The organism is Xylophilus sp. (assembly GCA_009914555.1).
Taxonomy (GTDB): domain Bacteria; phylum Pseudomonadota; class Gammaproteobacteria; order Burkholderiales; family Burkholderiaceae_C; genus WNDY01.
Genome location: WNDY01000042.1, coordinates 14437 through 35000 on the forward strand (window position 1 = coordinate 14437; position 20564 = coordinate 35000).

19 protein-coding genes (1 of these 19 running past the window's edge) are annotated in these 20564 nt (G+C 69.5%); 16 read left to right on the plus strand and 3 right to left on the minus strand.

The window, feature by feature from the left end:
* The first annotated feature begins 56 nt into the window (after window positions 1–56).
* From hpf to hprK, 3 genes are all read left to right on the plus strand, one after another.
* A complete protein-coding gene (hpf, locus tag GAK38_RS16900) occupies window positions 57–386 on the plus strand; it encodes a ribosome hibernation-promoting factor, HPF/YfiA family (protein WP_325346098.1) in 330 nt (109 codons plus the stop codon).
* A gap of 114 nt (window positions 387–500) precedes the next feature.
* Window positions 501–968 carry a PTS sugar transporter subunit IIA gene (locus GAK38_RS16905; RefSeq protein ID WP_325346100.1) on the plus strand — a complete coding sequence of 156 codons (468 nt, stop codon included), beginning with the start codon at window positions 501–503 and terminating at the stop codon, window positions 966–968.
* A gap of 43 nt (window positions 969–1011) precedes the next feature.
* Entirely contained in the window at window positions 1012–1968 is a 957-nt protein-coding gene (gene hprK, locus GAK38_RS16910) for an HPr(Ser) kinase/phosphatase (protein WP_325346103.1), read from the plus strand.
* A 55-nt stretch (window positions 1969–2023) separates the two neighbouring features.
* On the opposite strand, the gene fur is transcribed toward hprK, so the two are convergent.
* The gene (fur, locus tag GAK38_RS16915; RefSeq protein ID WP_325346105.1) at window positions 2024–2449 is read right to left on the minus strand and encodes a ferric iron uptake transcriptional regulator; all 426 of its coding nucleotides are present in this window, start codon (window positions 2447–2449) and stop codon (window positions 2024–2026) included.
* Window positions 2450–2561: 112 nt separating this feature from the next.
* On the opposite strand from fur, the gene GAK38_RS16920 reads away from it, so the two are divergent.
* The 4 genes from GAK38_RS16920 (at window position 2562) to GAK38_RS16935 (ending at window position 5125) form a co-directional block, all read left to right on the plus strand.
* Window positions 2562–3128, plus strand: a complete 567-nt coding sequence (locus GAK38_RS16920; protein ID WP_325346107.1) for an outer membrane protein assembly factor BamE — start codon at window positions 2562–2564, stop codon at window positions 3126–3128.
* 68 nt (window positions 3129–3196) lie between these two features.
* Complete coding sequence (dapB, locus tag GAK38_RS16925; protein WP_325346109.1) at window positions 3197–4021, plus strand: 4-hydroxy-tetrahydrodipicolinate reductase; 825 nt, start codon at window positions 3197–3199, stop codon at window positions 4019–4021.
* A gap of 14 nt (window positions 4022–4035) precedes the next feature.
* Entirely contained in the window at window positions 4036–4686 is a 651-nt protein-coding gene (locus tag GAK38_RS16930; RefSeq protein WP_325346111.1) for a MotA/TolQ/ExbB proton channel family protein, read from the plus strand.
* Between the two features lie 4 nt (window positions 4687–4690).
* A complete protein-coding gene (locus GAK38_RS16935; protein WP_325346113.1) occupies window positions 4691–5125 on the plus strand; it encodes an ExbD/TolR family protein in 435 nt (144 codons plus the stop codon).
* A gap of 396 nt (window positions 5126–5521) precedes the next feature.
* Here GAK38_RS16935 and GAK38_RS16940 read toward each other — a convergent pair whose 3' ends face one another.
* Window positions 5522–7621, minus strand: a complete 2100-nt coding sequence (locus GAK38_RS16940) for an EAL domain-containing protein (protein WP_325346115.1) — start codon at window positions 7619–7621, stop codon at window positions 5522–5524.
* A gap of 174 nt (window positions 7622–7795) precedes the next feature.
* On the opposite strand from GAK38_RS16940, the gene GAK38_RS16945 reads away from it, so the two are divergent.
* Window positions 7796–8392: a S24 family peptidase gene (locus GAK38_RS16945; RefSeq protein WP_325346117.1), complete on the plus strand. Its 597-nt coding sequence runs from the start codon at window positions 7796–7798 to the stop codon at window positions 8390–8392.
* A 40-nt stretch (window positions 8393–8432) separates the two neighbouring features.
* On the opposite strand, the gene GAK38_RS16950 is transcribed toward GAK38_RS16945, so the two are convergent.
* Window positions 8433–9431 (minus strand): Bug family tripartite tricarboxylate transporter substrate binding protein, encoded by a 999-nt coding sequence (locus tag GAK38_RS16950; protein WP_325346119.1) that lies wholly within the window; start codon window positions 9429–9431, stop codon window positions 8433–8435.
* 299 nt (window positions 9432–9730) lie between these two features.
* On the opposite strand from GAK38_RS16950, the gene GAK38_RS16955 reads away from it, so the two are divergent.
* The 8 genes from GAK38_RS16955 to GAK38_RS16990 form a co-directional block, all read left to right on the plus strand.
* The gene (locus GAK38_RS16955) at window positions 9731–10702 is read left to right on the plus strand and encodes a Bug family tripartite tricarboxylate transporter substrate binding protein (protein WP_325346121.1); all 972 of its coding nucleotides are present in this window, start codon (window positions 9731–9733) and stop codon (window positions 10700–10702) included.
* Between the two features lie 112 nt (window positions 10703–10814).
* Window positions 10815–13496 carry a leucine--tRNA ligase gene (leuS, locus tag GAK38_RS16960; protein WP_325346137.1) on the plus strand — a complete coding sequence of 894 codons (2682 nt, stop codon included), beginning with the start codon at window positions 10815–10817 and terminating at the stop codon, window positions 13494–13496.
* A 5-nt stretch (window positions 13497–13501) separates the two neighbouring features.
* Window positions 13502–14005: an LPS-assembly lipoprotein LptE gene (locus GAK38_RS16965; RefSeq protein WP_325346123.1), complete on the plus strand. Its 504-nt coding sequence runs from the start codon at window positions 13502–13504 to the stop codon at window positions 14003–14005.
* 3 nt (window positions 14006–14008) lie between these two features.
* A complete protein-coding gene (gene holA, locus GAK38_RS16970) occupies window positions 14009–15067 on the plus strand; it encodes a DNA polymerase III subunit delta (RefSeq protein WP_325346125.1) in 1059 nt (352 codons plus the stop codon).
* 152 nt (window positions 15068–15219) lie between these two features.
* Window positions 15220–16500, plus strand: coding sequence for a glutamate-5-semialdehyde dehydrogenase (locus GAK38_RS16975; RefSeq protein ID WP_325346127.1), 1281 nt, complete (start codon window positions 15220–15222; stop codon window positions 16498–16500).
* A 195-nt stretch (window positions 16501–16695) separates the two neighbouring features.
* Window positions 16696–17991 carry a glutamate--cysteine ligase gene (gene gshA / locus GAK38_RS16980; RefSeq protein WP_325346129.1) on the plus strand — a complete coding sequence of 432 codons (1296 nt, stop codon included), beginning with the start codon at window positions 16696–16698 and terminating at the stop codon, window positions 17989–17991.
* 145 nt (window positions 17992–18136) lie between these two features.
* Window positions 18137–20005 (plus strand): potassium transporter Kup, encoded by a 1869-nt coding sequence (locus GAK38_RS16985; RefSeq protein ID WP_325346131.1) that lies wholly within the window; start codon window positions 18137–18139, stop codon window positions 20003–20005.
* 150 nt (window positions 20006–20155) lie between these two features.
* Window positions 20156–20564 carry the beginning of a benzoate/H(+) symporter BenE family transporter gene (locus GAK38_RS16990; protein ID WP_325346132.1) on the plus strand. It continues 797 nt past the right edge of the window, so 409 of the gene's 1206 nt are visible here — the first part of the coding sequence; its start codon is at window positions 20156–20158; the stop codon falls past the right edge of the window.

The following is a 20564-nucleotide window of genomic DNA, read 5'->3' on the forward strand; positions in this document are numbered from 1 at the left end:
CCTTCCGTCCCGCGTCCTGGCAGGACGGTTTTCCCCACCGAGCAACAGGAGGCTCCATGAACCTGACGATCAGCGGTCACCACCTCGAGGTCACCCCGGCGCTGCGCAACTACGTCACTTCCAAGCTCGACCGCATCACGCGGCATTTCGACCAGGTGGTCGACGTGCGCGTCCTGCTCACCGTCGAGAAGCAGAAGGAGAAGCAGCGCCGCCAGCGCGCCGAATGCAACGTGCATGTGCGCGGCAGCGACCTCTTCGCGCAGAGCGCGCATGCGGATCTCTACGCCGCGGTGGATGAACTCGTGGACAAGCTCGACCGCCAGGTCGTGCGCCATAAGGACCGTCTGCAAACCCATCAGCATGAAGCGCCCAAGCGCCTGATGTAAGCTGCCCCCTTGCCGGAAGCACGAAAGGCCGCCCTTCGAAGGGCGGCCTTTCACTTTGTCACAAAGAAGTCCGGTCCATTACCATGCGGGTGCATAATCGGCCTCAGTACCGCCATGAACTGTCTCGCGTCCATTCTGCCCGCAGCACAAGTCCTCGTGAACGTCGACGCGACGAGCAAGAAGCGTGCGTTCGAGGAAGCCGGACTGCTGTTCGAAAGCCTGCATGGCCTGAGCCGTGCCCTCATCACCGACAGCCTGTTCGCACGCGAGCGCCTCGGCTCCACCGGCCTGGGTCATGGCGTGGCCATCCCGCACGGTCGCATCAAGGGCCTGAAGACGCCCATGGCCGCGGTCTTCCAGCTGGCCAACCCGATCGGCTTCGACGCCCCCGACGAGCAGGCGGTCAACCTGCTGATCTTCCTGCTGGTGCCCGAGGCGGCCACGCAGAAGCACCTGGAAATCCTCTCCGAGATCGCCGAGCTGCTGAGCGATGCGCCGCTGCGCGAGAAGATCAAGGGCTCGACCGACGCGGCCGAACTGCACGGCCTGATCGCCAACTGGCGCTCGACGCAGCCGGCCTGAGCGCCGCGCCGCCGCCGCTCACCGCATCCGTTTCCCTGCGCGCGTGAAGCCCACACCCGTCGTCAACGCCGACGCACTGTTCGAGGAGTTCCGCGCCGCGCTGCGCTGGGAATGGATCGCCGGCCTGGGCGCCTCCGAGCGCCGCTTCGACGAGGTCGTCGTGCGCGCCGCGCGCTCCGGCGCCGACCTGGTCGGCTACCTCAACTACATCCACCCGTACCGCGTGCAGGTGCTCGGCGAGCGCGAGATCGCCTACCTGACCAACGCCACGCCCGAGGACTGCGCGCGCCGCATTTCGCGCATCGTCACGCTGGAGCCGCCGGTGCTGGTGCTGGCCGACGGCCAGGGCCCGCCCGATGCGCTGCTGTCGATGTGCGAACGCGCGCAGATACCGATGTTCGCCACGCACGAGCAGTCGGCCTTCGTGATCGACGTGCTGCGCGCCTACCTGTCCAAGCACTTCGCCGAGCGCACCACGATGCACGGCGTGTTCATGGACATCCTGGGCCTGGGCGTGCTGATTACCGGCGAATCGGGGCTCGGCAAGAGCGAACTCGGGCTGGAGCTGATCTCGCGCGGCCACGGCCTCGTGGCCGACGATGCGGTCGACTTCTTCCGCATCAACCAGACCACCGTCGAGGGCAAGTGCCCCGAGCTGCTGCAGAACCTGCTGGAGGTGCGCGGCATCGGCCTGCTGGACATCCGCACGATCTTCGGCGAGACGGCGGTGCGGCGGAAGATGCGGCTGCGCCTCATCGTCCACCTGGTGCGCCGCGAGACGCTGGAGCGCGACTACGAGCGCCTGCCGTACGAGCCGCTGACGCAGGACGTGCTCGGCGTGCCGGTGCTGAAGGTGATCATCCAGGTGGTGGCTGGCCGCAACATCGCTGTGCTGGTAGAAGCCGCGGTGCGCAACACCATCCTGCAGCTGCGCGGCATCGACACCTACCAGGAGTTCGTCGAGCGGCACCGCCACGCGATGGAGCGCGGCGAGATCTAGCGGCGCGGCGGGGCGGCCCTTGCGCGGCGTCTGCTGGCTTGGGGCTGCTGTGGCGTCAGCGCGCGTTCTTGGGCTTGCAGTCGTTGCAGAGGCCGTAGAGCGCCATCGCGTGGTCGTGCACCACCCAGCCCTTCTGCTTGGCCACGAGCTGCTGGCGCCGCTCGATCTCTTCGTCGAAGAACTCCTCGACCTTGCCGCAGCTGGTGCAGACGAAGTGGTCGTGGTGGTGGCCTTCGTTGAGTTCGTAGACCGCCTTGCCGCCCTCGAAATGGCTGCGCGTGAGGATGGAGGCCTGTTCGAACTGTGTCAGCACACGGTACACCGTGGCCAGGCCGATGTCCGACCGCTCTTCGAGCAGGACGCGGAACACGTCTTCGGCCGTCATGTGGCGCTGCGCGCCCTTCTGGAAGATGTCCAGGATCTTCAGGCGCGGCAGCGTGGCCTTCAGCCCCGTGCTCTTGAGGTCGTCGATGTTGCTCATGGTCAGATTCCGTGGCGACCGGTGGAATGCGGGGCCCGCCGGCCAGGCCCGGATGCATGCACTCAGTACAATGGTCGATCATATCGCCATGCCCGGAACACGCCCTAGCTCCATGTCCGACGTCCTTACTTCCCGCTGGCTGCGTGCGGCCCTCGCCGCGGCAGCCTGCACAGGCCTCGCGGCCTGTGGCAGCTTCGACAGCGCGAGCCACCGCGTGGCCAATGCCATCACCCCTTACAAGATCGAAATCGTGCAGGGCAACTTCGTGTCCAGGGAGCAGGTCGCCCAGCTCCAGCAGGGCATGAGCCGCCAGCAGGTGCGCGAGGTTCTGGGCACGCCGTTGCTGTCCAGCCTGTTCCATGCCGACCGCTGGGACTACGTGTTCACGCTCAAGCGCGGCGGCAAGGAAGTGCAGTCGCGCAAGCTCAGCGTCTTCTTCAAGGACGACCAGCTCGAACGCTTCGCCGGCGACGAGATGCCCAGCGAGGCCGAGTTCGTCGCCTCGCTCGACGTGAAGAAGCGGGGCTCGGGCAAGGTGCCGCCGCTGGAGGCGACCGAAGAGCAGCTCAAGCGCTATTCGGCACCTGCGCGGCCCGACCAGCCGGCGACCTCGTCGGTGCAGCCGCAGGCCGCGCCCATCAGCTATCCGCCGCTGGAATCCACCGCCTCCGGGCGGTGACCGTCCCCGCAGCCCGGCCGGCACGCCCCCTAGGCGCGCGGCCTTCCGCTCCGAAAAGAAAGACAACCATGACAGCGACTTCCGTTCCGAAGCGCCGGGTGGCCGTCGCCGGCGCCTCCGGCCGCATGGGCCGCATGCTCATCGAAGCCATCCGCAGCGCCGACGACCTGCTGCTGACCGGCGCGCTCGACGTGGCCGCCAGCCCGGCCGCAGGCTCCGACGCCACCGCCTTCCTCGGCCATGCCAGCGGCGTCTCGATCACCGCCGACGTGCGCACCGCGCTCACCGGCGCCGACGTGCTGATCGACTTCACCCGCCCCGAGGGCACGCTGGCCCACCTGGCCGTCTGCGCCGAACTCGGCGTGCAGGCCGTCATCGGCACCACCGGCTTCGACGATTCGCAGAAGGCCGCCATCGCCGAGGCCGCGCGCCACACGGCGATAGTCTTCTCGCCCAACATGAGCGTGGGCGTGAATGTCACTTTCAAGCTGCTCGAACTGGCCGCCGGGGCGCTGGCGACCGGCTACGACATCGAGGTGATCGAGGCCCACCACCGCCACAAGGTCGACGCGCCCTCGGGCACAGCGCTCAAGATGGGCGAGGTGATCGCCGGCGCGCTGGGCCGCGGCCTCAAGGACTGCGCCGTCTACGAACGCCACGGCGTGACCGGCGAACGCGATCCTTCCTCCATCGGTTTCGCCACCATCCGCGGCGGTGACATCGTGGGCGACCACACCGTGCTGTTCGCCGGCACCGGCGAGCGCATCGAGATCACGCACAGGTCGTCCAGCCGTGCCGGCTATGCGCAGGGCAGCCTGCGCGCGGTGCGCTACCTCGTCGGCAAGCCCGCGGGCCTGTACGACATGTTCGACGTATTGCACCTGCGCGACTGACAGGACGGCCCGGCATGGATGCGCTTCAGTGGCTGCGCGAGGGCGACGCCGTCACGGTCGCCGTGGCGCTGGTGCTGCTGGCGATGTCGGTGGCGAGCTGGGTCGCCATCCTCTGGAAGGCCGCCGTCCTCTGGCGCGCCCACGCTGGCGTGGTACGCGGCGTGGCTGCGTTCTGGCAGTCCGGCTCACCCGACGAGGCGCAGGCGGCCGTTGCCGCGTTCGACCGCGAGCGGCTTGCGCTGGGTCTGGTCGAAGCCGCCCGTGCGCAGCAGGCCGCCGGCGGCGCCACGCTGGCCGGCGCAGGCGATGCGGGCGCGCAGTACACACGCGTGCTGCGCGGCGCGCTCCAGGCCGCGGCCGGGCGGCTGCAGGCTGGGCAGGTGCTGCTGGCCACGGTGGGGGCGACGGCGCCCTTCGTCGGGTTGCTTGGCACCGTCTGGGGCATCCACCATGCGCTCGGCGGCATCGCGCAGGCCGGGCAGATCACCATCGAGCGTGTGGCCGGCCCGGTCGGCGAGGCACTGGTGATGACGGCCGCCGGCCTGGCGGTCGCATTGCCGGCCGTGCTGGCCTACAACGTGTTCGGCCGCGTCGTGGCGCGCGCCGAGGCGTTGCTCGACGGCTTCGCCCACGATCTGCGCGAACTCTTCGCGCACCGGGCCTGAACCCATGGCCTTCGGCGGATTCGGCGGCAGCGGCGGGGGCGGTTCCGGCCGCCCGATGAGCGACATCAACGTCACGCCGCTGGTGGACGTAATGCTGGTGCTCGTCGTCATCTTCATCCTGACCGCGCCGCTGCTGGCCAGCGCCATCCGGCTCGACCTGCCGCGCAGCGTCGCGGCCGCGCCGGGCGAGCCGCCGCGCGCCCTGCGGCTGGCGGTGGACGCCGCCGGCCGGGCCTACGTGGACGACGTCCCGGTGGACGGGCCGGCGCTGGCCGCGCGGCTCGCCGAGGCCGCTGCGCGCGACCCGGCCACCGAGGTGCAGCTGCGCGCCGACGCCGCCGTGCCCTACGGCCGCATCGTCGAGGTCATGGGCGCAGCCCAGCGCGCGGGGCTCTCGCGCGTCGGCTTCGTGGCCGATCCGCAGGCCGCAGGAAAATAGGCGCCCATCCAGGTCCGCCGCGGCGCGTCCGTGTTGATGCGGGCGATGCCCTGGGTCTGCTACTGGCCGGCCCGCGCGATCTCCTCCACGATGTCGCTGACCTGGTGCGAGCCGCCGACGATCTCCTGCATGATGGTGCGGCTGGTGCGTTCCGCCCGGGCCATGCCGGGGACGGTGCCTTCGATCAGAGCCTTAACCTCCCGGCCTCCACGGCCGCGTTGAGCGCGAGCAGGTTGGCCTGAAAGCACTTTCAGCGCCGTCTGCACCCCTTCGCCAGGTCGGACCGCGCGGGGCAGCGGAGAGGACGATACGCGGGGTATATATTGAATTCGGGCGAACCCACGGCGCTGTAATATGTTGGGTAAGGAGTATATGGATTGCGGCGGCAGTCATCGTTCAGGATCGCTTCGTCCCGGCGCTCTGCCGCGCGGGCTGGCCGGCGAGCCAGCGCGCCAGCCCCGGGCCGTCCATCGGCGGCGCGAGGTGGTCGCCCTGGGCGGCGGTGCAACCGTGCAGCGCCAGGGTGTCGAGCCGGGCGGGATGGACGACGCCTTCGGCCACCGTCCGCAGGTCCAGGCTGCGGGCGATGCGCAGCAGCGCCGCGGTTTCCGTGTCCTGCATCGGCGCCGGCCCGAGCTTGACCTCGACGACCGGCAGCCGATGCAGGGCCGCCAGGCTGGAATGGCCTGCGCCGAAGTCCCGCAGCGACAGGCCGACGCCGATGCGCCCCAGCGCCCCGGCCTCCTCCAGCAGGTCCGGCGGGGGCTGCAGCAGCGCGGATTCGGGCAGCTCGATGCACAGCTGCGCCGGATGCAGCGACCGGCTGCGAAGCCGGTCCTGCAGCCAGGCGGTCAGGCCGCGGCCGGCCAGTCCGGCCGCCGGCAGGACGACCGAGATCCGCGGGACCGGCAGGCCGGCCTGCCGCCAGCCGGCGAATTGGTCGCAGGCGTCCTGCAGGGCGCGCCGCGCCAGGGTTTCGGCCAGGCCGTTGTCCTCGGCCAGCGCGGCGAGCCGGTCCGGCGCAAGGGCTCCGAGCCGACCATGCCGCCAGTGCAGCAGGGCCTGGACGCCGGTGACGGACTGCCAGCCCGGTCCGCCCAGCTGGGGCTGCAACCGCAGCGCGAAACCGCTGCCGCCGCCGTAGCCGTCCGCCCGGGCCAGGGCCGCGCGCAGGTCTTCGCCTAGCGGCGCGGCGGGTTGCCCTGCCGCGGGGCCCAGGGCGGCGCGGGCGCGCCGCAGCAGGTCCGGCACGTCCTGGCCGTCGCGCGGGTGGACCGCGGCCGCGCTGCGCAGCCGGGGATGTACGGTATGCAGGCCGATAGCCAGCGGCTGTCCGGCGATCGCCTTCATGTGCGCCAGCCGATCGGCGGCCCGCTGCGCATTGCACTGCGGCAGGACCACGGCGAAGGCGTCCTCGCCGTCGAGCCGGGCCACGAGGTCGCCCGGCCGCGCGCTGGCGGCCAGCCGCTGCGCCACGCTGCGCAGCAGCGACGTACCGGCGGCCTCGCCCAGCGCGTCGGCCACGGCCCGGCGGCCGTCGAGCGCGATCCACGCGACGGCCAGCGGCGTGCCGTCGCGGCAGGCATCGTGCAGCAGGTGCGCGGTGGCGTGCAGCAGCCGGTCGCGGTGGGGCAGGCCGGTCTGCGCGTCATAGTCCACCAGGCGCGACAGCGCGGCCTGCGACCGTTCACGCTCCAGCATCAGCACGCACAGCGGCAGGCTGGCCTGGACCAGGTGCTCGTGCAGTGCGCCGGGCGGCTCGTCCGGCGGCAGGCAGAGCGCCAGCACGCCCAGCACGCTGCCGTCGGCCGCGGTGACCGGGTGCGACCAGCAGCTGGCGGGATCGCCGGGCCCGGCCGCGTGCAGCACCGCCTTGCCGGTGTGAGCGGCCTGCGCGCAGCCGCTGCTCTCGGGCGGCGGATCGGGCATCCGGTCGGCCAGCGCGGCCGGCAGTGCCGGGGCGGCCACCTGTCGCAGGCGGCCGGCATCGTCCAGCCGCAGCAGCGCTGCGCCGGCCTGCGGCGTCAGGTGGCCGATCGCCAGGCACAGCAGCCGGCCGACCTCGACCAGCGGCAGGGCATGCGCCATCGCGTCGAGCACGCGGTGCTGCAGCGTCTCGTAGAACTTGGTGGCGGTGATGTCCATGAACAGCAGCGTGGCGCCGCCGGCAGCCGGCGACGCGCCGAGCGCGATCCAGCGCGGCTGGCCGCTGCGGGCATAGAGCAGTACATGCAGCGGCTGGGGCGCCGCCGCGCCCCGTGCGGCCTGCGCCAGGCGGTCCAGCGCGCGCGGGTCGCTCAGCGGTCCGGCGAGCAGTGCGGCAGGCTGCCGGCCTGTGGCCTCGGCTGCGGCATGGCCCATGAGCCGCACGAAGCCCGCGCTGGCCTCGGCGATGTGGCCATTCGCGTCGCAGACCACGAAAGCCAAGTCTGCAGGCGGCCGCGGCGGCGCATCGGTCCATGCGGTGAACCTGACAGAAGGAGCCGGTGTGGACATGGAAAGCTGAAGATTCGTTAGTAAAAGCTAATCTTCCATCGTAGCAAATGCGTACGAAGCCCATGCTAGTTTTGCCCGCTCATGGACGAGAGCGAGATTCAGGAGCGGCGGCGCGTTCGGCTTTCCGATGCCGTCGACAGAATAGCTCGCGGCAATGCGGCGGAGTTCGGCCGCATGCTCGGCCACCGCGACGGCGCCTTCGTGCGCCAGATGCTGTCGGGCCACCGCGCCGTCTCCGACAAGACGGTGCGGCAGATCGAGGCGTTGCGCGGCATGCAGGATTGGTTCGCGCTGCCGCCGGTTCGGATCGGCGAACCCGGCGCCTGGTTCGATGCGGGCGCCGGTCCTGTATACATGAGGGTGTACCCCGTCGAGCTGAGCGTAAAAGAAGCGCTACGGGGGTATACTGTGAGCGAAAGTCGCAACGATGAGGATGCGCCGATCGCTTTCCACCGCAATTGGCTGGTGCGCCGCGGCTACCGGGTGAGCGACCTGCTTGCGCTGCGGGTGGCCGCGCCCGGGATGGAGCCGTCGCTGCATCCGGGCGACGCAGCGGTGATCCACGTGGCCGACACCGAGCCGCGCGACGGCCAGGTGTTCGCCGTCAACTACGAAGGCCAGGTGCTGCTGCGCCGGCTGCTGCGCGACGGCGGGCGCTGGTGGATGGTGCAGGACAACCCGGACCAGGCGCGCTTCTCCCGCAAGGAATACGTCGAGCCGGCGGCGCTGCTGCTGGGCCGGCTCGTGTTCAAGCAGAGCGAAGTGATCTGAGCGCGGGTCCGGGGGCCGCCGCCCCGGTGGCAAAGACCGATCAGTCGATCTTGACGTTGGCCGCCTTGATGACCTGCGCCCACTTGGCCACTTCGGCCTTCTGAAAGGCGCTGATCTGCTCGACCGTGAGGTTGGCCGGCTCCATGCCGAAGCCGCGCAGGCGCTCCTGCGTCTCGGGCAGGGCCAGGATGCGCGCGATCTCGTCGTGCAGGCGTCCGACGATCGGCGCCGGCGTGCCTGCCGGCGCGAACACGGCCTGCCAGGAGACGACCTCGAAGTCGCGCAGTCCCTGTATGCCCGATTCGGCCACCGTCGGCACGTCGGGCAGCGAAGCCAGGCGCTTGGACGAAGTGACGGCGATGGCGCGCAGCTTGCCGCTCTGGATGTGGGGCGCGGCGACCACGGTGGTGTCGAACATCATGTCGACCTGGCCGGCGATCACGTCCTGGATCGCGGGGCCGCTGCCCTTGTAGGGCACATGGGTGAATTTCACGCCCGACTTGTAGGCCAGCAGTTCCAGCGCCAGGTGCTGCGAGGTGCCGGTGCCAGCCGAAGCCGACGACAGGCCGCCGTTCTTGGATTTGCTGGCGGCCAGCACGTCCTTGAGCGTCTTGTAGGGGCTGTTGGCGCTGACCACGAGCACCACCGGATTTGTGCCGATCAGCGTGATCGGCGTGAACGACTTGACCGGGTCGTAGCCCAGCCTGGGATAGAGGCTGACGTTGATCGCATGCGAGCTAATCGTGCCGCCGAGCAGGGTGTAGCCGTCCGGCGCAGCGCGGGCCGCGATCTCCGAGCCGATGCTGCCGCCGGCGCCGCCCTTGTTGTCCACCACCACGGTGGTGCCCAGCGCGGGGCCGAGTTTCTGGCCGATGATGCGGCCGAGCACGTCGGTGGTGCCGCCGGCCGGGAAGGGGACGAGGTAGGTGATCGGCTTGCCGGTGGGCCAACTGCCCTGGGCGAACGCGGCCGGTGCGATCGGCAGGCTGGCGGCCAGCACGGCAGCCGCTGCGGCATGGATGAAGGTACGACGTCGCATCGGGAATCTCCTGGAAATGCGCAAAAAAGGATGAAGGGTGCGCGCTCGGACACCGCGCCTGGACCACGCACAGGTGATCTGTTGTCAGACAACTTAGCAGCGTAGAAGCGGTCAGACGCCGCTGTCATCAGGGAAATACCTTGGTCCGTACGAGCTTTTGCACCATGGATATCGGACAATGACGGCAAGCTGACGCAGCGGTTGGGATGGCCCTCATTTAGTTATACGATGACATACAACATGCCCGCGGTTGCGCGGAGCAGCCATGGACCTTTCCACCCTCCAAGGAGACCACCGACATGGATTCGAACCGTCGCAGCCTTCTGCTCGGCGCCGCCGGCCTGGCCGCCGGCACTGCCGCCTTCGCCCAGCCCGCCAAATGGCCCGCGCGGCCGATCAAGCTGATCGTGTCCTACCCGCCCGGCGGCAGCTCAAACATCATCGCGCGCGCCATCAGCCAGCCGCTGTCCGACGCGCTCGGCCAGCCGATCGTCGTCGAGAACCGGGCCGGCGCCAACGGCAACCTGGGCGCCGACTTCGTCGCCAAGGCGCCCGGCGACGGCTACAACCTGCTGCTGTGCGACACGGGCTCGCTGGCGATCAGCCCGTCGGTCTACACCAAACTGCCGTTCGACCCCTCGCGCGACCTGCGTGGCGTGGCCATGCTGGCCTATTCGCCGCACCTGCTGGTGGTGCATCCGTCGGTCAAGGCCCACAACCTGAAGGAGCTGGTGGCCCTGTCCAAGACGTCGGATCTGAACTTCGCCGTCACCGCCAGCGGCAGCGCCGCCCACCTGGCCGGTCTGGAACTGGCCGCCAAGACCGGTGCCAAATGGGAATACGTGCCCTACAAGGGCGGCGTGCAGTCGGTGCAGGACACCGTCGCCGGCCAGACGCAGATCCTCATGAACGGCATGCTGGCCACCTATCCGCACGTGCAGAGCGGCCGGCTCAAGCTGCTGGGCGTGTCGAAAGCCACGCGCATGCCGCTGATCGGCAACGTGCCAACCATCGCCGAGCAGGGCGTGCCGGGCTACGAGACCGGCTCGTGGCAGGGCGTGCTCGCCCCGCGCGACACGCCCGACGCGGTGGTGCAGCGCGTGTCGCAGGAGCTGCGGCGCATCATCCGCTCGGCCGACGTGCGCGAGCGCCTGATCGCGCAGGGTGCCGAAGTGTCCACCCAGGATCCGGCCCAGTTCGACGCCTTCTTCGCCAAGGAGCGCGCCCGCTGGGCCCAGGTGGTCAAGGCCACCGGCGTGAAGCTCGACTGAGCGGGGCAGGCCGCCGCAGCCGGCCCGCGGCCGGCCCGCCTAAAATCGCGGGTCGGCCATCCACACCCCCCGTATTCCGCCGCGCCCCTCGTAGGGCGCGCTGCCATTCATGCTGCAAGAAAAGTACAACCACACCGAGGTCGAGCGCGCCGCGCAGGCCCACTGGACCGCGCGCGACGCCTACCGCGTGACCGAGGACGCGGGCAGGAAGAAGTTCTACGCCTGCTCCATGCTGCCGTATCCCAGCGGCAAGCTGCACATGGGCCATGTGCGCAACTACACCATCAACGACATGCTGGCGCGCCAGCTGCGCATGGCCGGCTACAACGTGCTGATGCCCATGGGCTGGGACGCCTTCGGTCTGCCGGCCGAGAACGCGGCGCTCAAGAATGGCGTGGCACCGGCGCAGTGGACCTACGACAACATCGCCTACATGAAGGGCCAGATGCAGGCTCTGGGTCTGGCGATCGACTGGTCTCGCGAGATCGCCACGTGCGAGCCCTCGTACTATCGATGGAACCAGTGGCTGTTCCTCCAAATGCTTGAAAAAGGGCGGGCCTACCGCAAGACCCAGGTCGTCAACTGGGACCCGGTGGACCGGACCGTGCTGGCCAACGAGCAAGTCATCGACGGCCGCGGCTGGCGCACCGGCGCGCTGGTCGAGAAGCGCGAGGTTCCTGGCTACTACCTCAAGATCACCGACTATGCCGAGGAGTTGCTCGATACCGTGCAAACCCAGCTGCCGGGCTGGCCCGAGCGCGTGCGCCTGATGCAGGAGAACTGGATCGGCAAGTCGAGCGGCGTGCGCTTCGCGTTCACCCACGACATCCGGGATGACGCCGACGGCCGGCTGATCCAGGAAGGCCGGCTCTATGTCTTCACCACCCGCGCCGACACCATCATGGGCGTGACCTTCTGCGCGGTCGCGCCCGAGCATCCGCTGGCAACGCATGCGGCGAAGGGCGACGCCGCGCTCGCCGCCTTCATTGAGGAATGCAAGAAGGGCGGCACGACCGAGGCCGAGCTCGCCGTCAAGGAAAAGGAAGGCCGGCCCACGGGGCTCACGGTCACCCATCCGCTGACCGGCGAGCCGGTCCCCGTCTGGGTCGGCAACTACGTGCTCATGGGCTACGGCGACGGCGCCGTCATGGGCGTGCCGGCGCACGACGAGCGCGACTTCGCCTTCGCACTCAAGTACGGCATCGAGATCAAGCAGGTCGTGCTGGTGGACGGCGAAACCTTCGACTTTCACCGCTGGCAGGACTGGTATGCCGACAAGCAGCGCGGCGTGACGGTGAATTCGGACAACTTCAGCGGGCTGTCGCACGGCGAGGCGGTTGATGCCGTGGCCCATGCGCTGGAGCAAAAGGGCCTGGGCGAGAAGAAGACCACCTGGCGCCTGCGCGACTGGGGTATCAGTCGCCAGCGCTACTGGGGCACGCCCATCCCCATCATCCATTGCGAGGACTGTGGCCCGCAGCCGGTGCCCGAGAAGGATCTGCCCGTCGTGCTGCCGACCGACCTGGTGCCCGACGGCAGCGGCAACCCGCTGGTCAAGAGCGAGGCCTTCCACGCCGGCGTCGTCTGCCCGCGCTGCGGCAAGCCCGCGCGGCGCGAGACCGACACGATGGACGTATTTGTCGATTCGTCGTGGTACTTCCAGCGCTACTGTGATCCAAAGAACAGCGAGGCGATGGTGGGGGAGAGCGCCAAGTACTGGATGCCGATGGACCAGTACATCGGCGGCATCGAGCACGCGATCCTGCACCTGCTCTACGCCCGCTTCTGGACCAAGGTCATGCGCGACCTGGGCTTGGTCGCGGTCGACGAGCCGTTCACCAAGCTGCTCACGCAGGGCATGGTGCTCAACCACATCTATTCGCGCCGCAACGAGAAGGGCGGCAAGGAATACTTCTGGCCGCACGACGTCGAGAACGTGCTCGACGAGGGCGGCAAGGTCATAGGCGCCAAGCTGAAGAACGCCGTCGGAAGCCTGCCTGTGGGCACGGTCATCGACTACGAGGGCGTGGGCACCATGTCCAAGTCCAAGAACAACGGCGTCGATCCGCAACTGCTCATCGAGAAGTACGGCGCCGACACCGCGCGCCTGTACACCATGTTCACCGCACCGCCCGAGGCCACGCTCGAATGGAACGACGCTGCCGTCGAAGGCAGCTACCGCTTCCTGCGCCGCGTGTGGAACTTCGGCGGCCGGCTGGCCGCGCTGGACTTCAGCGCCGTCGAGCCCACGCTCGCCGGCGCCAGCGCGCTGGCCGACGTGGCCTTCGGCAAGGAGGCCAAGGCCCTGCGGCGCGAGGTGCACACCGTGCTGCGCCAGATCGACTACGACTACCAGCGCATGCAGTACAACACCGTGGTCTCCGGCGCGATGAAGATCCTCAACGCGCTCGAAGACTTCAAGGCCGCCGGCACGCCGGGCGCCGAGGTCGCACTCGTCGAGGGCTTCGGCATTCTGCTGCGCGTGCTCTACCCGGCCACGCCGCACATCGCGCATGCGCTCTGGAGCGGCCTTGGCTACGCCGGCACGCTCGGCGACCTGCTCGACGCGCCCTGGCCGCAAGTGGACAAGGCCGCGCTGGTGCAGGACGAAATCGAGCTGGTGCTCCAGGTCGGCGGCAAGCTGCGCGGCGCGATCCGCGTGCCCGCCAGTGCGAGCCGCGAGCAGATCGAGCAGATCGCACTCGCGAGCGAGGACTTCCACCGGCATGCGAACGGCGCGGCGGCCAAGAAGGTCATCGTCGTGCCGGGCCGCCTCGTGAACATCGTGGTGTGACGGCCATGCAGCGCCGCCTCTTCCTTCTCGGTGCCAGCTCGGCCCTGCTGCTGGCCGGCTGCGGCTTCAAGCTGCGCGAGGCGCCGACCTATGCGTTCTCGTCGATCTACATCGTGCCGACCGGCGGCAGCACCGCGCTGCTGCTGGAGCTGCAGCGCAATCTCGAATCGTTCGGCACGGTGCGCGTGCTGCGCGACGCGGCCGCGGCCGTCGGCGCCGACGTGTGGGTCGAGGTGACCTCCGAAGCGCGCGAGCAGGTCGTCGTCGGCTATAACGCCACCGGCGGCGTGCGTGAGCTGCAGGTGCGGCTGCGCGTGCACTTCAAGCTGCGCACCGCCGCCGGCAAGGAGCTGATTCCCGACACCGAGCTGCTGCTGCGCCGCGACGTGACCTACAGCGAAACCCTGGCGCTGGCCAAGGAGGCCGAGATCGCGCTGCTCTCCCGCGACATGCAGACCGACGCGGTGCAGCAGATCGTGCGCCGCCTGGGTGCCGTCAAGTCGCTCTGAGGCATGCAGCTCGCCGCCGGCCAACTGGCCGCCCAGCTCGCCAAAGGGCTGCGCCCGCTCTACACGCTGCACGGCGACGAGCCCCTGCTGGTGCAGGAAGCGGCCGACGCCATCCGTGCGGCCGCACGCGCCCAGGGCCACACCGAGCGCAGCGTGCACACCGTCGCCGGTGCGCACTTCGACTGGAGCGCGGTGCGCGCGGCCGGCGGCTCGCTCTCGCTGTTCGCCGACAGGCAGCTCGTCGAGATCCGCATCCCCTCGGGCAAGCCCGGCAAGGATGGCAGCACCGTCCTCCAGCAGATCGCCGAAGGCGCGCAAGGCAACGACACCACGCTCACGCTGGTGCTGCTGCCGCGGCTGGACAAGGCCACGAAGACCGGCGCCTGGTTCGCCGCGCTGGAGCGCCACGGCGCCACGGTGCAGATCGATCCGGTCGAGCGCGCCGCGCTGCCGGCCTGGATCGCCCAGCGCCTCGCGGCCCAGGGCCAGCGCGTGGCCGCGGGCGAGGAGGGCCAGCGCACGCTGCAGTTCTTCGCCGACCGCGTCGAGGGCAACCTGCTCGCGGCGCACCAGGAGATATCCAAGCTCGCGCTGCTGCATCCGCCCGGCGAACTCTCGTGGGCGCAGGTCGAATCGGCCGTGCTCAACGTCGCGCGCTACGACGTGTTCAAGCTCTCCGAGGCCGTGCTCTCGGGCCAGCTCGGCCGCGTCACCCGCATGCTCGACGGTCTGCAGGCCGAGGGCGAGGCCGAGGTGCTGGTGCACTACACGCTGGCCGAGGACATCCGCGCGATGAAGCGCGTGAAGGACGCGATGAACGCCGGCCGCCCGCTGCCGATGGCGCTGCGCGAGCAGCGCGTCTGGGGGCCGCGCGAGCGTCTGTTCGAGCGCATCCTGCCGCAGCTGCAGGACGCCGCGCTCGCCCGCCTGCTGCGCGCGGCCCACGTGGTCGACGGCATCGTCAAGGGGCTCAAAGCACCGGACTGGCCGACCGACGGCTGGCAGGCGCTGCACCGGCTGGCGACGATGGTCTGCCGCACCGTACAGGCTCCTCTACGATGACGGGGGTATAGGCCTGTAGTGCTTGCAAAATAAGCGCGGTGGGCTGGTAGGTGTGGGGGTATTCTTTGTCTTGCCCTTGTCGTCTCCGTTGCGACCGCCTTTTGCCACAATCCTGTTCTTCCGCCGGCCGGATTTTCGAGATTGACGCATCCATGAACGCCCTCAACATCGCCGAATACACCCGGACCCTCGGCCTGCAGGCCCGCACGGCCGCCGCCGCGATGGCGCGGGCCGATGCCGCGACCAAGAACCGTGCGCTGCGCACGCTCGCGCGGCTGCTGCGCGAGAGCGTCGGCAGCCTGCAAACGGACAACGCCCGCGACCTTGAACGCGCCACCGCCGCCGGCCTGTCCGCGCCGCTCGTGGACCGGCTGCGCCTCACGCCGAAGGTCATTGCGACCGTGGCCGAAGGCTGCGAGCAACTCGCCGCGATGCCCGAGCTGATCGGCGAGATCAGCGGCCTGCGCCAGCAGCCCAGCGGCATCCGCGTGGGCCGGATGCGCGTGCCGCTCGGCGTCTTCGGCATGATCTTCGAGAGCCGTCCCAACGTGACCATCGAGGCCGCGAGCCTGTCGATCAAGAGTGGCAACGCGGCCATCCTGCGCGGCGGCTCCGAGGCGATCGAGTCGAACAAGGCGCTGGCCAGGCTGGTGCAGCAGGCGCTGGCCGAGACCGGCCTGCCGGCCGACGCGGTGCAGCTCGTGCAGACCACCGACCGCGCCGCCGTCGGCCACCTGATCGCCATGCCCGAGTACGTGGACGTGATCATCCCGCGCGGCGGCAAATCGCTCATCGAGCGCATCAGCCGCGAAGCGAAGGTGCCGGTCATCAAGCACCTCGACGGCAACTGCCACACCTACGTCGACGACCCGGTGGACATCGACCTCGCGGTCGCGGTGACCGACAACGCCAAGACGCAGAAGGTCAGCCCCTGCAACGCGAGCGAGGGCCTGCTGGTCGCGCGCGGCGTGGCGCGCCAGTTCCTGCCCCGCATCGGCGCGGTGTTCGCGGCCAAGGGTGTGGAGATGCGCGCCGACGCCGAGGCGCGGGCCATCCTTGCCGACGTGCCGGGGGCCGCCGTCGTGCCCGCGACTGAGCAGGACTGGTCGGAGGAATACCTCGCGCCCATCATCGCGGTGAAGGTCGTGGCTGGCGTGGACGAGGCTATTCGCCACATCAACCGCTATTCGTCGCACCACACCGACGCCATCCTCACGCGCGACCACGTCAACGCCCAGCGCTTCCTGCGCGAGGTGGACTCGGCCAGCGTCATGGTCAACACGAGCACGCGCTTCGCCGACGGCTTCGAATACGGCCTGGGCGCCGAGATCGGCATCAGCACCGACAAGTTCCACGCGCGCGGCCCCGTCGGGCTCGAAGGGCTCACCTCGCTGAAGTGGGTGGTGCTCGGCAACGGCGAAGTCCGCAGCTGACGCGCGGCGCGGTGGTGCGCATGTTCGCCACCGTGGGCCGGGCGTCAGCACGGCAGCACGCTCGCGATGCCGCCCCGGCGCGTGAAGCGCCAGGCTTGCTCGCGCTGCCACGCCCGTCGTTCCGGCGGCGCTGACCGCGGAGCGGCCCCGGCCGGCTTCTACAATGGCCGGCTCCGCAGACCGACGCCGCATCCCATGGTCCCGCATCTCATCACCGCCCTGACCGGGCCGATCAACGAACTCGAACAGCGCGTCATCGACGCCATGCCGGCCATCGAGCGCTGGTTCCGGCTCGAATGGATGGAGCACACGCCGCCGTTCTACAGCTCGGTGGACATCCGCAACGCCGGCTTCAAGCTGGCGCCGGTCGACACCAACCTGTTCCCGGCCGGCTGGAACAACCTCACGCAGGAGATGCTGCCGCTGGCCGTGCAGGCCACGATGGCCGCGATCGAGAAGATTTGCCCCGAGGCGCGCAACCTGCTGGTCATTCCCGAGAACCACACGACGCGCAACACCTTCTACCTGGCCAACGTGGCGCAGCTCCAGCGCATCTTCCAGATGGCCGGGCTCAACGTGCGCATCGGCTCGGTCGATCCGGAAGTGAAGGAGCCGCAGGTGGTGCGCCTGCCGCACGGCGAGACGATCACGCTGGAGCCGGTGGTGCGCAGCAAGCGCCGCCTGGGGTTGAAGGGCTTCGACCCCTGCACCATCCTGCTCAACAACGACCTCGCGGCCGGCGCGCCCGGCATCCTGGAAGACCTGCACGAGCAGTACCTGCTGCCGCCGGTGCATGCGGGCTGGAGCGTGCGCCGCCGCAGCCGCCACTTCCGCAGCTACGAGGAGGTGGCCAAGCGCTTCGGCAAGCTGCTGGGCATCGACCCGTGGCTCATCACGCCGATCAGCGCCGCGGCCGACCGGGTGGACCTGTCGAGCGACGCCGCCGTCGAGCCGATCGCCGCGCAGGTCGATGCCGTGCTCTCCAAGGTGCGCCGCAAGTACAAGGAATACGGCATCCATGAGAAGCCGTTCGCCGTGCTCAAGAACGACCACGGCTTCGCCGGCTCGGCCATCCTGACCGTGCGCGACGCCAGGGAGGTCGAGGACATCGTGCGCAGGTCGCGCGAGCGCCTCAAGGCCGAGCGCCGCCCGCTGGTGCACGACCTGATCGTGCAGGAAGGCGTGCTGACCTACGAGCGCGTCAACGAGGCCGTGGCCGAGCCGGTCGTCTACATGATGGACCGCTATGTGGTCGGCGGCTTCTACCGCATGCACGCCGACCGGGCCAACGACGAGAACCTCAACGCGCCGGGCTCCGCCTTCGTGCCGCTGGCCTTCGAGCACAGCACCCACATGCCGCAGCCCGGCTCCAAGCCCGGCGCGAGCGCGCCCAACCGGTTCTACATGTACGGCGTGGTCGCCCGCGTGGCGCTGGTGGCCGCGAGCTACGAACTGGAGGCCACCAACCCCGACGCCGAGGTCTACGAGTGACCGGCGCGGGACCGGCCTGCCGCGTTGCAGCGCGGCAACAGACGGCCGGGCCTTCGCCGGTCCGGGCCGCGGCCGGACTGGCGCCGCGGGCAGAATGCCCGCTAGTCCAGCCAACCTGCCCGTGCCGCGCCGCCGGGCCTTCTTCGTGTCCGCAACCAAATCGTCCCTGCCGGCCCTGACCCTGGGCGCCATCGGCGTCGTCTACGGCGACATCGGCACCAGCGTGCTCTATTCGGTCAAGGAGGTCTTCCACGCAGGCCACGTGGTCCTCACTCCCGAGAACGTTTATGGCGTGCTGTCCATGTTCTTCTGGACGCTGGTGATCATCGTGGCGATCAAGTACGTGGTGCTGGTGCTGCGCGCCGACAACAACGGCGAAGGCGGCCTGGTGGCGATGCTGGCGCTGGCCTCGCAGGCGGTGAAGAACAGGCCGCAGCTGCGCAACGGCATGCTCCTCGTCGGCATCTTCGGCACCTCGCTGTTCTACGGCGACGGCGTCATCACCCCGGCGATCTCGGTGCTGTCGGCCGTCGAGGGGCTGGAGGTGGTATCGCCGCATACGCGGCGCTACGTCATACCGCTCACGCTGATCGTGCTGTTCCTGCTGTTCGTGCTGCAGAAGCGCGGCACCGGCGGCATCGGCCGCTTCTTCGGCCCGGTCATGCTGGCCTGGTTCGTCGCCATCGCCGCGCTCGGCGTGCGCAGCATTGCAGACCACCCCGACATCCTGGTCGCGCTGAGCCCGCACCATGCGCTGCGCTTCATCTGGAACGAGCCGGTCGTCACCTTCATCATCCTCGGCGCGCTGATCCTCTGCGTGACCGGCGCGGAGGCGCTCTATGCCGACCTGGGCCACTTCGGCAAGCGGCCCATCCGGCTGGCCTGGTTCGCCGTCGTCATGCCAGCGCTCACGCTCAACTACCTCGGCCAGGGTGCGCTGCTGCTGATCGATCCGGAGGCGGTGCGCAACCCCTTCTTCATGCTCGCGCCGCCCTGGGCCCTGGTGCCGCTGGTGGTGCTGGCCACGGCCGCGACGGTGATCGCGTCGCAGGCGCTGATCTCGGGCGCCTTCAGCATCACCAAGCAGGTGATCCAGCTGGGCTACCTGCCGCGCCTGCGCATCGAGCACACCAGCGTGCGCGAGACCGGCCAGATCTACATCCCGTTCGTGAACTGGGGCCTGTTCGTCGCCATCGTGCTCGCGGTGGTCATGTTCAAGTCGTCGAGCAACCTGGCCGCGGCCTACGGCATCGCCGTCACGCTGGACATGCTGATCACCACGGTGCTGACCTTCTTCGTCATCCGCTACGGCTGGCGCTATCCGCTGGCGCTGTGCATCGCGGCCACCGGTGCGTTCTTCGTGGTGGACCTCTCGTTCTTCGCGTCCAACCTCATGAAGCTGCCCGACGGCGGCTGGTTCCCGCTGGTCATCGGCGGCGCCATCTTCACCCTGATGGTCACCTGGAAGCGCGGCCGCGCCCTGCTGGGCGAGAAGCTCCATGCCGACGCGATCGACCTGCGCAGCTTCCTCAAATCGGTGTTCGCCCATTTGCCCGCACGGGTCGACGGCACGGCCGTGTTCCTCACGGCCGAACGCGGCGCCGTGCCCAACGCCATGCTGCACAACCTCAAGCACAACAAGGTGCTGCACGAGCAGAACCTGTTCGTCACCGTGCGCAACCACGAGGTGCCCTGGATCGGCCTGGACCGCCGGCTGGAGGTAGAGCCGCTGGGCCACGACTGCTGGCAGGTCGTCATCCACTACGGCTTCAAGAACGATCCGGACATCCCGCGCGCGCTGGAGCAGATGCGCGGCCGCGGCTGCGACCTTGCGCGGATGAGCACGAGCTACTTCCTCTCGCGCGACACCGTGGTGCCCACCATCGGCAGCGGCATGGCACCCTGGCGCGAGAAGCTCTTCGCGCAGATGCACCACAACGCGGGCGCGGCGGCGGACTTCCTCAAGCTGCCGAGCAACGCGGTGGTGGAACTGGGTAGCAAGATCGAAATCTAGAGAACATCCCCCCCGTGCGGCTGCGCCGCACCCCCTTTCTCTCGCTTCGGGGGAAGAGGGGCGACGCCAGCGCGGCGGGGCGGCCCTTGCGCGGCGTCCGCTGGCGGGGGGGCACCGGTTTCGAGCGCTCTGGCGATGGACAATCGCCGGATGCGCTTCTTCAAGGATCTGAGCCTGTCGGCGGCCACCGCTGGCTTCGTTGCCGTCCTCGTCGGCTTCACGAGTTCCATCGCGATCGTCTACCAGGCCGCGCGTGCCTTCGGCGCGACCGAGGCGCAGATGACGTCCTGGATCTGGGCGCTGGGCTGGGGCGTCGGCCTGTGCACCCTGGTGCCGTCGCTGTGGTGGCGCAAGCCGGTCATGGTTGCCTGGTCCACGCCAGGCGCTGCGGTGCTGACCACGGCGGGGGCGGCCGGTGGCTTCTCGCTGCATGAGGCGGTCGGGGCTTTCATGGTCAGCGCGGTGCTCATCACGCTGCTTGGGGTGACCGGCTGGCTCGAGCGGCTGATGCGGCGCATCCCGGTCGCGATCGCCGCGGCGCTGCTGGCCGGCGTGCTGG